The 13144-nt window shown below is 69.5% G+C and carries 14 protein-coding genes; all 14 read right to left on the reverse strand.

Features of this window, described 5'->3' with window-relative positions; genetic code table 11:
• Positions 1–792, reverse strand: a complete 792-nt coding sequence (gene trpA / locus ABIE24_RS01210; protein WP_354496424.1) for a tryptophan synthase subunit alpha — start codon at positions 790–792, stop codon at positions 1–3.
• On the reverse strand, positions 786–2000 hold the full coding sequence (gene trpB, locus ABIE24_RS01215; RefSeq protein ID WP_354496006.1) for a tryptophan synthase subunit beta: 1215 nt from the start codon (positions 1998–2000) through the stop codon (positions 786–788). Before trpB ends, trpA begins: the two co-directional genes overlap by 7 nt.
• A 3-nt stretch (positions 2001–2003) precedes the next feature.
• Positions 2004–2774, reverse strand: a complete 771-nt coding sequence (gene trpC / locus ABIE24_RS01220) for an indole-3-glycerol phosphate synthase TrpC (protein ID WP_354496007.1) — start codon at positions 2772–2774, stop codon at positions 2004–2006.
• A 4-nt stretch (positions 2775–2778) separates the two neighbouring features.
• The gene (locus ABIE24_RS01225) at positions 2779–3009 is read right to left on the reverse strand and encodes a DUF6704 family protein (RefSeq protein ID WP_354496010.1); all 231 of its coding nucleotides are present in this window, start codon (positions 3007–3009) and stop codon (positions 2779–2781) included.
• 629 nt (positions 3010–3638) lie between these two features.
• A complete protein-coding gene (locus ABIE24_RS01230) occupies positions 3639–4244 on the reverse strand; it encodes a Trp biosynthesis-associated membrane protein (protein WP_354496012.1) in 606 nt (201 codons plus the stop codon).
• Entirely contained in the window at positions 4241–5776 is a 1536-nt protein-coding gene (locus ABIE24_RS01235; protein WP_354496014.1) for an anthranilate synthase component I, read from the reverse strand. The genes ABIE24_RS01230 and ABIE24_RS01235 overlap by 4 nt, the downstream gene beginning before the upstream one ends.
• Positions 5763–6140: a phosphoribosyl-AMP cyclohydrolase gene (hisI, locus tag ABIE24_RS01240; RefSeq protein WP_354496017.1), complete on the reverse strand. Its 378-nt coding sequence runs from the start codon at positions 6138–6140 to the stop codon at positions 5763–5765. Before hisI ends, ABIE24_RS01235 begins: the two co-directional genes overlap by 14 nt.
• The gene (hisF, locus tag ABIE24_RS01245; RefSeq protein WP_354496018.1) at positions 6140–6901 is read right to left on the reverse strand and encodes an imidazole glycerol phosphate synthase subunit HisF; all 762 of its coding nucleotides are present in this window, start codon (positions 6899–6901) and stop codon (positions 6140–6142) included. Before hisF ends, hisI begins: the two co-directional genes overlap by 1 nt.
• An 11-nt stretch (positions 6902–6912) precedes the next feature.
• Complete coding sequence (hisG, locus tag ABIE24_RS01250; protein WP_354496020.1) at positions 6913–7752, reverse strand: ATP phosphoribosyltransferase; 840 nt, start codon at positions 7750–7752, stop codon at positions 6913–6915.
• A gap of 52 nt (positions 7753–7804) precedes the next feature.
• A complete protein-coding gene (locus tag ABIE24_RS01255; protein ID WP_354496022.1) occupies positions 7805–8068 on the reverse strand; it encodes a phosphoribosyl-ATP diphosphatase in 264 nt (87 codons plus the stop codon).
• Positions 8069–8081: 13 nt separating this feature from the next.
• Complete coding sequence (gene rpe / locus ABIE24_RS01260; RefSeq protein WP_354496024.1) at positions 8082–8765, reverse strand: ribulose-phosphate 3-epimerase; 684 nt, start codon at positions 8763–8765, stop codon at positions 8082–8084.
• Between the two features lie 9 nt (positions 8766–8774).
• Positions 8775–10190 (reverse strand): RsmB/NOP family class I SAM-dependent RNA methyltransferase, encoded by a 1416-nt coding sequence (locus ABIE24_RS01265; RefSeq protein WP_354496026.1) that lies wholly within the window; start codon positions 10188–10190, stop codon positions 8775–8777.
• 9 nt (positions 10191–10199) lie between these two features.
• The gene (gene fmt, locus ABIE24_RS01270) at positions 10200–11117 is read right to left on the reverse strand and encodes a methionyl-tRNA formyltransferase (protein ID WP_354496028.1); all 918 of its coding nucleotides are present in this window, start codon (positions 11115–11117) and stop codon (positions 10200–10202) included.
• Positions 11118–11133: 16 nt separating this feature from the next.
• Positions 11134–13143 (reverse strand): primosomal protein N' family DNA-binding protein, encoded by a 2010-nt coding sequence (locus ABIE24_RS01275; RefSeq protein WP_354496029.1) that lies wholly within the window; start codon positions 13141–13143, stop codon positions 11134–11136.
• Position 13144 lies beyond the last annotated feature (1 nt).

A 13144-nucleotide genomic window follows, 5' to 3' on the forward strand; every position in this document is an offset into this window, starting at 1 on the left:
CTAGTTCGCGCTGCTGGTTCCCTGTGCCAATTCGGCGGCGACCGCCGCGACGCGCTCGACGCCGCCTTCGGCGAGGGCCTTGACGAGAGCCGAGCCGACGATCGCGCCGTCGGCGTAAGCGAGGATCTCCCGGACCTGCTCGGCGGTCGAGATGCCCAGTCCGACACAGGCGTTCTCGCAGCCCGCTTCGCGGAGGCGGGAGACGAGGATTTTCGCGGCCGAGTCCACGTCGCTGCGGGCACCGGTGATGCCCATGGTGGAGACGGCGTAGACGAAGCCCCTGCTCGCGTCGACGGCCTGGCGGAGTCGGGCGTCGCTCGACGACGGCGCGGCGAGGAACACCCGGTCGAGGCCGGTTCGTTCCGATGCGGCGAGCCAGTCGGCACCCTCGTCAGGGATGAGGTCGGGGGTGATCAGGCCGGCGCCACCGGCGGCGGCGAGGTCGTCGGCGAACCGTTCGACTCCGTACTGCACCACGGGGTTCCAGTAGGTCATGACGAGTACGGGAACGTCGACGCGTTCGGTGATCTGTCGAACGGCCTCGAAGCCGTGGCGGAGCTTGAACCCGTTGGCGAGGGCGTGCTGCGTGGCCTTCTGGATGACCGGGCCGTCCATGACCGGGTCGGAATACGGGAGGCCGAGTTCGATGACGTCGACGCCGTTCTCGGCGATCGCCACCGCGGCGTCCACGCTCTCGTCGAAGGTCGGGAAACCGACGGGGAGGTAACCGATCAGCGCGCCGCTTCCGGCCTTCCGCTTGGCGGCGAGGGCGGATGCCACACTGGTCACGATTGTTCTGCTCCTGCGTCGATCAGGTCGAAGTACCGACCGGCGGTTTCCATGTCCTTGTCGCCGCGACCGGACAGGTTGATGAGGATGATGGCGTCCGGGCCGAGTTCCTTGCCGAGTTCGAGCGCGCCGGCGAGGGCGTGGGCGCTCTCGATGGCCGGGATGATTCCCTCGGTGCGGCTGAGCAGGCGGAGCGCGCTCATCGCCGCGGCATCCGTGACCGGGCGGTAGTTGGCGCGGCCGATGCTGGCGAGCCACGAGTGCTCGGGTCCGACGCCGGGGTAGTCGAGGCCGGCGGAGATGGAGTGCGACTCGATGGTCTGGCCGTCTTCGTCCTGGAGCAGGTAACTGCGCGCGCCGTGGAGCACGCCGGGGCGGCCCTTCGTGATGGTCGCGGCGTGGCGCAGTGTCTCTGCTCCTTCACCGGCGGCTTCGAAGCCGTAGAGGGCCACGTCGGCGTCGTCGAGGAAGGCGTGGAAGATGCCCATCGCGTTCGATCCCCCGCCGACGCACGCGGCGACGGCATCCGGGAGTTTGCCGGTGAGGTCGAGGACCTGCTGGCGGGCCTCCTCGCCGATGATCTTCTGCAGGTCGCGGACCATGGCCGGGAACGGGTGCGGGCCGGCGACGGTTCCGAAGATGTAGTTCGTCGTCTCGACGTTGGTCACCCAGTCGCGCATGGCGTCGTTGATGGCATCCTTGAGGGTGCGCGAGCCGGTCTTCACGGCGACGACCTCGGCGCCGAGGAGGCGCATCCTGGCGACGTTGAGGGCCTGCCGTTCGGTGTCGACCTCGCCCATGTAGATGACGCAGTCCAGCCCGAAGAGAGCAGCAGCGGTCGCCGTGGCGACGCCGTGCTGGCCGGCGCCGGTCTCGGCGATGACCCGGGTCTTGCCGATGCGCTTGGTGAGCAGCGCCTGCCCGAGCACGTTGTTGATCTTGTGCGAGCCGGTGTGGTTGAGGTCCTCGCGCTTGAGGATCATCCGGGCTCCCCCGCCGTGCACCGCAAATCGCGGCACCTCGGTGATGATGGAGGGACGACCGGTGTAGGTCTTGTGCAGCTCCATCAGTTCAGCCGCGTAGCCGGGATCGAGCTTGGCCAGCTCCCAGGCCTCGGACAGTTCGTCGAGGGCGGCGATCAGGGATTCGGGCACGAAGCGCCCTCCGAAATCGCCGAAGTACGGGCCTGTTTCGTCGCGTAGAAGTGCCATGAGTTATACCGCCAGGAATTCGCCGAGGGTGAGGATGGGGTCGTTCGTCACGAGTGCTTCCCCGATGAGGACGACGTCCGCTCCCGCTTCGCGGTAGTGCGCGACGTCTGATGGTGTCTTGACGGCCGACTCGGCGACCCGGATGACTCCGGACGGGATCTGCGGGGCCAGGCGGCCGAACAGGTCGCGGTCGAGTTCGAACGTCGAGAGGTCGCGGGCGTTGACGCCGATCAGTCCGGCGCCGAGGTCGAGGGCTCGTTCGAGTTCGTCGGCACTGTGCGTTTCGACGAGCGCCGTCATGCCGAGCTCGGTGACGAGGGCGTACAACTCGGTGAGCGTGCGCTGGTCGAGGGCCGCGACAATGAGCAGGGCGAGGTCTGCCCCCGCTGCCCGCGCCTCGAACACCTGGTACGGGATCGAGATGAAGTCCTTGCGGAGCACCGGGATCCCGACGGAGTTGCGCACGTCCACGAGATCGTCGAGGGATCCCTTGAACTTGCGTCCTTCGGTGAGCACGCTGATGGCGCTGGCGCCGCCGCGCTCGTAGGAGACGGCAAGCTGCGCCGGGTCAGGGATGTCAGCGAGGTCGCCGCGCGAGGGACTTGCCCGCTTGACCTCGGCGATGATCTTGACGGTTGACGCCGGGGACAGCGCGGAGAGGGCATCGAGGGGTGGCGCAGCATCCGCCGCAGCGGCTTCAACACGGGAAAGCGGGCGCAACAATTCACGCTCGCGTGCATCGTGGAGTGCGCCAGCCGTGAGGTCGGCCAGCACGGGGTCAGTGACCCTTCGGAACGTATTTGTCGCCGTTCACGCCGTATCCGGCTTTGGCGAGGATCCAGCCGAGAAGAGCTCCGACGACGAGGAGGCCTGCGGATGCCCACACCAGCCAGGCCCAGTCCAGCCAGAAAGCGACGGTGCCGATGAGGAACGCGAGCAGCATCACCACTACCGCCGTCCAGGCAGCCGGTGAGTGGCCGTGTCCTTGGTCTGTCGACTCTGCGCTCATGGGTCTCCTTCAGGTAATCAGTGCCGGACAAGTCTATCGGGTGTTGCGGATGGGTTCCTCCCGGGGCACCGGCGATGGGCCGTGGATGGCGAACGGCGGACGGCGGACGGTGAGCGAGGACGGCGGGCGGCGGCATCGTGCGCCTCAGCTGGTTGCCTGCGTGGCGCTCTGGCGAGCATCGGCACGGGATAAGGAGGTCGGCGCCAGGCAAGGACGGGTCGTGCAGGAGCATCCTTATCCCGGCCCCTTTTTCTTATGCCGTGCTGAACGAGCGCGGCGGACGGGCGGGACGGCGGGCGGCGGCATCGTGCACCAAGAGCATCAGCACGGGGGAAGGCGGTCGGCGCCAGACAAGGACGGATCGTGTCGGAGCATCCTTGTCCCGGCCCTTTTTCCTTGCGCCGTGCTGGCCGAACGCGGTAGACGGATGCCTGGATGCACGGTTGGCAGGAGATTGCACGGTTATCAGGATGCTTCCGCCGCTTCGTCGTGCAAAGCGTTCGATCTCCTGAGAAGCGTGCGAGAGCATCAGCATGGGGAAGGAGATCGGCGCCAGGCAAGGACGGATCGTGTCGGAGCATCCTTGTCCTGGCCCTTTTTCCTTATGCCGTGCTGGCCGAGGGAGGCGCTCAGCGAGTCGGGTCGTCGCCCCGGGTGAGGTCGTCCCAGCTGTCGACAGAGTCGGGCATCGCATCGCTGTCGACCGGTTCCAGCCGCACCGCCGAATACTTGCGTGGCGACGACGGCCAGCGTTTCGCCGTGAGCACGACGCCCACACCGACGATGGCGAGCAGGATGCCGGTGGCAAGCGCGATTGCCGGCCAGAGGGTGAGGGAGGTGGCGGACACCAGGCCGGCGATCGAGTCCGCGCCGGCGATCCCCGTGACGTCGGTGACGGCCGCCTCACTGGCGGCGACCGGAGCACGAAGCACCAGCACGGCGGACAGGGCGATACAGCCGCCGAGCAGAATGTCGAGGACGCCGAGGAGGATGCGGAACAGGAGGCCGGCGATCGCGAGGGCGGCCGAGAGGGCCAGCCCGGCGAGGGCCAGTGCGGCCAGTGCCGGGGCTGCGATCGCTCCGTCCACGGCGACGGTGGTCGTCGGCGCGCCCGCCTCGAGTTCGACGGTCAGCCAGGTCTGCGTCCAGGCGATCAGGGCGAACCCGCTGAGGAGCAGCGACGCCAGGATCAGCCCGTACTTCGCGCGCTTGCTCGGTCGCGGCTCCGGTGTCATCGGATCCGTTTCATCGCGTTGGCCACGGCGACCGCGCGGAGCGGCGCCGCAGCCTTGTTCTGAGACTCGAGGTACTCGGTCTCCGGGTCGGAGTCGGAGACGAGTCCGGCGCCGGCCTGAACATGGGCCACCCCGTTGACGATCGTGGCCGTGCGGATGGCGATCGCCAGGTCGGTGTCGCCGGAGAACGCGAAGTAGCCGACCACTCCCCCGTACACACCGCGCTGGGCGGGTTCGAGTTCGTCGATGATCTCGAGCGCCCGGGGCTTCGGTGCTCCGGAGAGCGTCCCGGCCGGGAACGTGGCGGTGAACACGTCGATCGGGCTGGCGTTGTCGACCAGGTCGCCCTCGACGATCGACACGAGGTGCATGATGTGGCTGAACCGTTCGATCCGCATGAACTCGGTCACCTCGACGGTGCCGGGAGTGCAGACCTTGAGGAGGTCGTTGCGCGCCAGATCGACGAGCATCAGGTGCTCCGCCCGTTCCTTGGCGTCGCCGGAGAGCTCTGCGGCGAGTTCGACGTCGTGCTCCGGGGTTTCCCCCCGCGGCTTGGAGCCGGCGATCGGATGGGTGAAGACCCGCCTGCCCTGCACCTTGACGAGCGCTTCGGGGCTGGAGCCGACGATCGTGTACGGCGTGCCCTCGACGGTGTGCAGGTTGAGGAGGTACATGTACGGGCTCGGGTTGAGGCTCCGGAGGATCCGGTACACGTCGATCGGTTCCGCGGTGCAGTCCTCGTCGAAACGCTGCGAGACGACCACCTGGAAGATGTCGCCGTCACGGATGCGTTCCTTGGCAGTGACGACGGCGTCGAGGAAGTCGGACTTCTTCGTGCGGAACCGCGGGTTCGGTGTTGTGGTGAGGTCGACCTCGGCCAGCCACGCGTCGTTCGGCTGCGCCAGCCGGGACTGCATGGCGTCGAGCCGGTCCTGCGCGGAGCGCCACAGGGTCGCCTCGTCGTCGAGCCCGTCGTTGAGAACATTCGCGATCAGCTGGACGGTGCCGCTGCGGTGGTCGAGCACGACGAGGTCGGCGACGAAGCACAGGGCCTGGCCGGGCACGTCGAACTCCCTGGGCGGGCGGTTCGGCAGCTTCTCGATCTGCCGGATCGCCTCCCAGCCGATGAATCCGACCAGGCCGCCGGTGAGCGGCGGGTGGCCCTCGACGTGCGGGGTCTCCCAGCGCCTGTGCAGTTCGGAGATGGCCTGGAGCGGTCGCAGCCCGGCGACGTCGCCGAGCGCCCGTTCCCGGCTGATGCCGTAGTCGATCCACTGCACGGACTCGTTCTGCTGGGTCAGCACGCCGAAGGCCGAAACGCCGACGAAGGAGTAGCGCGACCAGATCCCGCCCTGCTCGGCGGATTCGAGCAGGAAGCTTCCCGGGCGGCCGATCGCGAGTTTGCGGTAGATCCCGACCGGGGTCTCGCCGTCGGCGAAGAGTTCCCGGATCACCGGGATGACACGGTGGTCGCGGGCGAGTGCGTCGAACGCCGCCCGGCTCGTCGTTCCGGTACCTTTACTCGTCGTCATCGGCGTTGTCCTCGGGTTCGTCGCCGATGGCGGGGCTGAGTTCGTGGGCGTCGAAACAGGTGCGCGTGCCGGTGTGGCAGGCCACGCCGACCTGTTCGACCTGGAGGAGGAGAGTGTCGGCGTCGCAGTCGAGCGCGGCGCCCTTGACGTACTGGGCGTTGCCGGACGTGTCGCCTTTGCGCCAGTATTCCTGCCGCGACCGGGACCAGAAGGTGACCCTGCCCTCGGTGAGGGTGCGCCGCACGGCCTCGTCGTTCATGTAGCCGAGCATGAGCACCTCCCCGGTGTCCCACTGCTGCACGATGGCCGGGATGAGGCCGTCAGCATCGAACTGGATCTGCTGGATCGTCGAGGCAACACTCATCAGCGCACCAATATCCCTTCGTGGGTCAGTTCTTTCTTGACGTCTGCGATGGTCAGCAGGCCGGAGTGGAACACGCTCGCGGCGAGCACGGCATCCGCACCCGCGGCGATGGCCGGCGCGAAGTCCGCGGCCTTGCCTGCGCCGCCGGATGCGATGACGGGCACACTGCTGACCTCACGCATGAGTGAAATCAGTTCGGTGTCGAAACCCTGCTTGGTGCCGTCGGCGTCGATGGAGTTCACGAGGAGTTCGCCCGCACCGCGTTCGATCGCCTCACGAGCCCAGTCGAGGGCATCCATCGACGTCTCGGTGCGGCCGCCGTGGGTGGTGACGACGAAACCGGAGTGGGTGGACCCGCCGCGCTTGACGTCGAGCGAGAGCACGAGCACCTGCGCGCCGAAGCGGTCGGCGATCTCACCGAGGAGGGGAGGCCGGGCGATGGCGGCGCTGTTGACGCCGACCTTGTCGGCGCCGCTGCCAAGAAGCCGCGCAACGTCGTCGACCGAGCGCACTCCCCCGCCGACGGTGAGCGGAATGAAGACCTGCTCCGCGGTGCGGGTCACGACGTCGTAGGTGGTGGCGCGGTTGTCGACGGTAGCGGTGACGTCGAGGAAGGTGAGTTCGTCTGCACCCTGCTCGTAGTAGCGGCGAGCCAGTTCGACGGGATCCCCGGCGTCACGCAGGTTCTGGAAGTTGATCCCCTTCACGACCCGGCCGTCGGCGACGTCGAGACAGGGAATCACACGGCACGCAACGGTCATCGTTTCGCTCCCTAGAGTCTGGCCGCGTGGATGGCGCTGACGAGGATCGCCCGGGCGCCGAGTTCGTACAGCGAGTCCATGATCTGGTTGGTGCGCTCGCGCGGCACCATCACCCGGACGGCGACCCAGTCCTTGTCCCGAAGCGGCGACACGGTCGGCGACTCGATGCCGCCGGCGATGTCGGTAGCCTGGTCGAGGAGGCCGGCGGGCAGGTCGTAGTCCATGAGGACGTAACGGCGAGCGACGAGCACGCCCTGCAGCCGGCGCCGGAGCGTGTCGAGGCCGTTCGCCTCGTGGGGCGCACCGATCAGCACAGCCGTCGATTCGAGGATCACCGGGCCGAAGATGTCGAGGCCGGCCTTGCGCAGTGTCGTGCCGGTCGAGACGACGTCCGCGACGGCATCCGCCACTCCGAGCTGAACGGCGGATTCCACGGCGCCGTCGAGGGGAACCAAATCGACGTCGATGTCGTGGCCGGCCAGGAACCGTCCGACGAGGCCGGGATAGCTCGTGGCCACACGGTGACCGGCGAGGTCGGCGAGGTCGGTGAACCGGCCGGTGGGTCCGGCGAAGCGGAAGGTCGAGTCACCGAAACCGAGGCTTTCGATCTCGGATGCCTTCGAGCCGGAGTCGAGGAGGAGGTCGCGTCCGGTGACGCCGACGTCCAGTGCCCCCGACCCGACATAGGTGGCGATGTCGCGCGGGCGGAGGAAGAAGAATTCGACGTCGTTCGGGGCGTCGCGAAGGTGGAGCTCTTTGGGGTCGCGGCGGCCGGCGTACCCCGCCTCGGACAACATCTGGGCGGCGGTCTCAGCCAGGGAGCCCTTGTTGGGCACTGCGATTCTCAACATGCGGAAGTCTCTTGTCGTTAGGTCTGGTCGTGGAGGCGTTCTGTGGCTGCGCTCACAGATGTCGGTAGACGTCCTCCGGCGAGAGGCCCTTCGCGAGCATGAGCACCTGCAGGTGGTAGATCAGCTGGGAGATCTCTTCGGCGGTCTCGGTGTCGCTCTGGTACTCGGCCGCCATCCAGACTTCGGCGGCTTCTTCGACGATCTTCTTGCCGATGGCGTGGACGCCAGCGTCCAGTTCGCGAACCGTGCCGCTGCCCTCGGGGCGTTCGGCAGCCTTCTGGCTGAGTTCTGCGAACAGGGCGTCGAATGTCTTCACAGGTATCAGGGTACTAGCTTCGCGATGACGGGCCGTGCGCGTGCCCGGATGCCGCCGCCTCGCGCAGCGCGCTGATTCGCAGAGTGGGGTTGTCGGAGCCGAAGACGCTGGAGCCGGCGACGAAGGTGTCGGCCCCGGCCGCCGCGGCGATACCGACGGTGTCCTCGTTGATGCCCCCGTCGACCTGCAGCCAGACGTCTCCCCCGGTGCGGTCGAGTTGTTGCCGGAGCAGCTCGAGCTTGGGCATGGTCTCCTGCATGAATGACTGCCCGCCGAAACCGGGCTCGACCGTCATGACGAGCACCTGGTCGAATTCGGCGAGCAGGTCGAGGTAGGGCTCGACCGGGGTTCCCGGTTTGAGGGCGATGCCGGCGCGGGCGCCGATCGAGCGGAGGCGCCGGGCCAGGGTGACGGGTTCGGCGGTGGCTTCGGCGTGGAAGGTGACACTGTACGCGCCGAGTTCGGCGTAGCCGGGGGCCCAGCGGTCGGGGTCTTCGATCATGAGGTGCACGTCGAGCGGCAGCGCCGACACCTGCTGGATCCGGTCGACCATCTGCGGGCCGAAGGTCAGGTTGGGCACGAAATGGTTGTCCATGACATCGACGTGGACGAGGTCGGCGGTGCTGATTCGCCCGAGGTCACGCTCGATGTTGACGAAATCGGCGGCCAGGATGCTCGGGGAGATTCGAATCGACATCCCGCCAGCCTAACGAGTGCGAGCGGTCGACCGCGATTTGGCGATCAGGGCGATGAACATGGCATCCGTCCCGTGGCGGTGCGGCCAGAGCTGGACCGTCGTGCCGGTCTCGCCGGCGACGGGATCGGGCAGGTCGAGCTTCTCAACGGCCACCGACTGCACGGCCCCGGCGGTGTCGAGCAGTTCGGCCGCGTCGCCGAGCCGGCGGAGGGCATCGGAGACCACGCCGCGGGTCTCGGCGACGTGCGGCGAGCAGGTGACGTAGGCGAGCACACCGCCCGGTTTGAGGGCGTCGAAAGCCGACAGCAGGAGCGACTGCTGGAGCACGGTGAGGTCGGCTACGTCCTTCGCGGTCTTGCGCCAGCGCGCCTCGGGGCGGCGGCGGAGCGCGCCGAGGCCGGTGCAGGGTGCGTCGACGAGGATGCGGTCCCAGGCTTCCGGCTGGAGTTCTCCGACCTGGGTGCCGTCGAGTTCGGTGACGGCGATGTCTCCGGGTACCGGGGCGACGGCGCGGCGGACGAGCTGGGCGCGGGCCGGGACGATTTCGTTGGCGGTGACGGTCGCCCCGGAGAGGGCGGCTTCGGCGCCGAGCAGCGCGGTCTTGCCGCCAGGGCCTGCGCAGAGGTCGAGCCAGCGTTCCCCCGCCGTCACCGGCCGGGCGCGGCTGAGCGCGAGTGCCGCGAGTTGGGAGCCTTCGTCCTGCACCCGCAGGCGTCCGTCCTCGTGGCGGATCGCGGCATCCGGGTCACCGCCGGAGAGGGTGAAGCCGAACGGCGAATACCGGTCGGTCTCGGCGTCGTCGGGCACCTCGGCGAGACCGGGCAGCGCGACCAGGTTCACCCGGGGCGCCTGGTTGTCTGCGGCGAGGAGGGCGGGCAGTTCGTCGGCGCGGCCTTCGAGGGCGAGGGCCTGCCGGAAGGCGCGGAGAATCCAGGCCGGGTGGGCGTAGTCGGCGGCGAGCCGGTCGTCGGCGTTGGTCGCCGCGGCGAGCACGCGTTCGCGCCATTCCTCGGGCGTGGACCGTGAGATGGTCCGCAGGACGCCGTTGGTGAACCCGACGGCGGAGCGTGAGCCGACCATGCGGGCGAGGGCGACGGACTCGTTGACGGCGGCGTGGGGCGCGACCCGGGTGGCGAGGAGCTGGTGGGCGCCGAGCCGGAGGACGTCGAGGATTCCCGTGTCGATCTGGCCGATGTCCCGCCCGGCGGCCAGGGCGATCACCCGGTCGTAGTAGCCGCGGAGCCGGAGCGTTCCGTAGGTGAGCTCGGTGGCGAGGCCCGCATCGGCGGAGTTGAGGGCGGCTCTGGCGATGAGTGTCGGCAGGAGCAGGTTCGCGTAGGCGTCGTCGGTGCTCACCGCGGCGAGGACGTCGTAGGCGATACGCCGCGCGGGCTGGACGGGCGTTTGGCCTTGTGCTGGAGTCATGTGTCGGGCCTACTCTGCCTGGATGGGCTGGTCGTGGCTGAGTCCTCGCCACCAGTCGGATGCTGGCATGGCCGGCTTTCCTGCCGGTTGGACACGCAGGAGTTCGAGCGCCGACGTTGCGGTGCCGATGAGGATGCGGCCGTCGGAGCGGTCGACGGCACCGGCGGGAAGTGTGGCGGTCGGCGCCAGGCGCGCGTCGAGGATCTTGAACCGGGTGCCGCTGATCTCGGTGTGGGCGCCCGGCTCAGGGGTGACGCCGCGAAACCGGTTGTACACCTCGTCCGCCGGGGCGGTCCAGTCCAGCCGGCCGTCGTCGATGCTCAGTTTCGGGGCGAGGGTCGCTGCGCCCGCCTGCGGAACCGCTCGAGCTGATCCAGCACCGATGTCGTCGACGATGCCGGCCAGGAAGCCGGCCCCGGAGTCGGCGAGCTCGTCGAGGAGCGCCCCGGCGGTCGCATCCGGGTCGATCGTGTGTTCGAGGACGCCGAACAGGTCGCCGGCGTCGAGTTCGCGGACGAGCTGGAACACGCTCGCACCGGTGATCGTGTCGCCGGCGAGCAGCGCGTGCTGCACGGGCGCCGCTCCCCGCCAGGCGGGAAGCAGCGAGAAGTGCAGGTTGATCCAGCCGTGCCGCGGCGTGGACAGCAGCGGCTCGCGGAGCAGGCCGCCGTACGCGACGATGACTCCGAGGTCGGCGTCGAGGTCGGCGATGGCCGCGGTCACGTCGTCGGTGAGCCGGTTGGCCTTGATCACCGGAACGCCGGCATCCGCGGCGGCGCGGGCGACGGGCGACGGCGTGAGCACGCGTTTGCGGCCGAGCGGCGCATCCTCACGGGTGAGCACGGCGACGACGTCGTGGTCCCCGGCACGAAGGCGTTCCAGGCTGGGCACGGCCACGTCGGGCGTACCGGCGAAAATCAGTCTCATGCGGAAGCTCGGGGGGTCATGACAGGATCTCCGGGTCGTCGAAGCGAACTTTCAGTGTAGGCGGCGGCCGGTAACCGGCTTTCCCCTGCGGTGCCTTGCGTCGCCTGGTCGCGTTCCGCACGACGGCGCCGCGGAGCAGCCGGGCCGCGTCGCCGGCCTGCGCGTAGTCGAGCCGGAGGATCGCCCGAACCCCGTCGTCGGTGGGTGTCGGCCCGAGGATGCTCGCCCCGGGCAGGTCGCGGACCTCGGTGACGGCGGCGGCCACGGCGGCCGCGTCTCCGGACACGGATGCCGCGCGGACGGCGGGCGGGAACCGCAGCGCGCGACGGTCGAGCAGTTCTGTGTGTGCGAACGCGGGCTGGGTCCAGGTGGCGAGAGCGCGGGCGAGGTCGCCGGTGACCCCGGTGAGCACGACGGGGGCTCCCGGGCGCGCGAGTGCGGCCGCATTCGACCACCAGCGCAGGCAGTCCTCGCCGATGCGGAGGTGCTCCGCTGCGAGCATGCGGTCGCCGTCGAGCAGCAGGACGGCGGCGTAGCCGCCGGCCGCGACGGGTTCAGCGCCGCGGGTGGCGATGACGAGCGCCGGCCTGGCCTCGACGGTGGTGACCTGCCGGTCGCCGTCCGAGATGATCACCGGCACGCCGGGGAACGCCCGGCCCAGTTCCTCGGCGGTGCGCCCGGTGCCGCGGGTGACGAGGCGCAGTTTGGTGCCCTCGCAGGTGGGGCACGTCCAGCCGGCGGCGATCGCCCCGCACAGGGTGCAGGACGGCGCGGAGCCGGCGGAGGCGATGCCGAGGGGGCCGGCGCAGGTGGCGCACCTGGCGGCCGAGGAGCAGGTGGCGCAGGCGAGAACGGGCGCGTATCCGGGCCGGGCGACCTGGACGAGCACGGGTCCGGTGGCGATCGCTTCCTTCGCCTGGCGCCACGCCATCGACGGGATGCGCGCGGTGACGGCCGTGTCGTCATGGTCGGCCTTCGCCGTGATCAGCACACGCGGGGTGACGGAGCGTTCCGGGCTGACCGCTTCGACCCACCCGAGTTCGACGAGTCGCTGGGCGTCGACGCTGCGGGTGTGCCCGGCGAGCACGAGGGCTGCCCCGGACTGTTGCTGTCGGATGAGCGCGGCGTCCCTCGCGTGGACGTACGGGGCGAGCGGTTCGGAGTACAACGGGTCGCCGTCGTCGAAGATGGCGAGAAGGCCGAGCGCGGCTGCCGGCGCGTACACGGCGGACCGGTTGCCGAGGATCACGCGCGGGATGTCGGTCAGGCAGTCGAGGAACGCCCGGTACCGGTCGGCGTTCGGTTGCGACGCGTCGACGCGGGTGATCCGGTCGCCCGGAAGGTACTCGCTGAGCGCCGCGAACAATTGGTCGCTGTCGCGGTAGTCGGGCACGGCGAGGATCGCAGTCTCGCCGCCGAAGACGGTACGGGCGGCGGCCTGCGCGAGGGTGACCGCCCACCGACCGACCCAGGTGCCCGAGCCGAGACGGACGACCTGCGGGGAAACGTCGAGCGCGACCCGCCCGTGTGCGGCGAGCATCTCGGCGAGAGCGGGCCCGTAGCCGTCGAGTTCCGGTGCGTCAGGCACCGGTGACCCGGCCACACCTTCCAGTTGTTCGCGCTGCCAGGTCTTCTCCACGCGCACCTGCCGTGCGGGGATCGCGAGGCGGAGGATGTCGCTGGCGCCGCCGGCGGCCCGGTCGGCGGCCTTACGGGCCAGCGCCCACACCTCGGGGGTGAGCACCGGGACCGCAGAGACCACGGAGTCGAGCGGGCTCAGTTCCCCGTCGAAACCATCAGCCTCATCGACGATCTCGACGATATAGCCGCGGGCGACACGGCCGGCGGAGCGCAGCGGCACGGTGACACGCACGCCGGGGAGCGCGTCAGCCTCGAGTTCCTGAGGGATCCGGTAGTCGAAGAGGTGATCGAGTTGCGGCAGCGGGGAGTCGAAGACGACCCGGGCCGTCGTGGTTCGCCGGGCCGGCGCGGGTGGGGCAATTCCGGTTGCGGCGCCCTCGGTCATG

This window comes from Mycetocola sp. 2940 (assembly GCF_040548835.1).
Lineage (GTDB): Bacteria > Actinomycetota > Actinomycetes > Actinomycetales > Microbacteriaceae > Mycetocola_A.

Bases quoted from the DNA above. Each gene is read 5' to 3' on its own strand.
- ABIE24_RS01230 (WP_354496012.1), bottom strand. From the start codon at position 4,244: ATGACACCGGAGCCGCGACCGAGCAAGCGCGCGAAGTACGGGCTGATC.
- ABIE24_RS01235 (WP_354496014.1), bottom strand. From the start codon at position 5,776: ATGACGACGAGTAAAGGTACCGGAACGACGAGCCGGGCGGCGTTCGAC.
- ABIE24_RS01265 (WP_354496026.1), bottom strand. From the start codon at position 10,190: ATGACTCCAGCACAAGGCCAAACGCCCGTCCAGCCCGCGCGGCGTATC.
- hisI (WP_354496017.1), bottom strand. From the start codon at position 6,140: ATGAGTGTTGCCTCGACGATCCAGCAGATCCAGTTCGATGCTGACGGC.
- hisF (WP_354496018.1), bottom strand. From the start codon at position 6,901: ATGACCGTTGCGTGCCGTGTGATTCCCTGTCTCGACGTCGCCGACGGC.
- ABIE24_RS01275 (WP_354496029.1), bottom strand. From the start codon at position 13,143: ATGACCGAGGGCGCCGCAACCGGAATTGCCCCACCCGCGCCGGCCCGG.
- fmt (WP_354496028.1), bottom strand. From the start codon at position 11,117: ATGAGACTGATTTTCGCCGGTACGCCCGACGTGGCCGTGCCCAGCCTG.
- ABIE24_RS01225 (WP_354496010.1), bottom strand. From the start codon at position 3,009: ATGAGCGCAGAGTCGACAGACCAAGGACACGGCCACTCACCGGCTGCC.
- hisG (WP_354496020.1), bottom strand. From the start codon at position 7,752: ATGTTGAGAATCGCAGTGCCCAACAAGGGCTCCCTGGCTGAGACCGCC.
- trpB (WP_354496006.1), bottom strand. From the start codon at position 2,000: ATGGCACTTCTACGCGACGAAACAGGCCCGTACTTCGGCGATTTCGGA.
- rpe (WP_354496024.1), bottom strand. From the start codon at position 8,765: ATGTCGATTCGAATCTCCCCGAGCATCCTGGCCGCCGATTTCGTCAAC.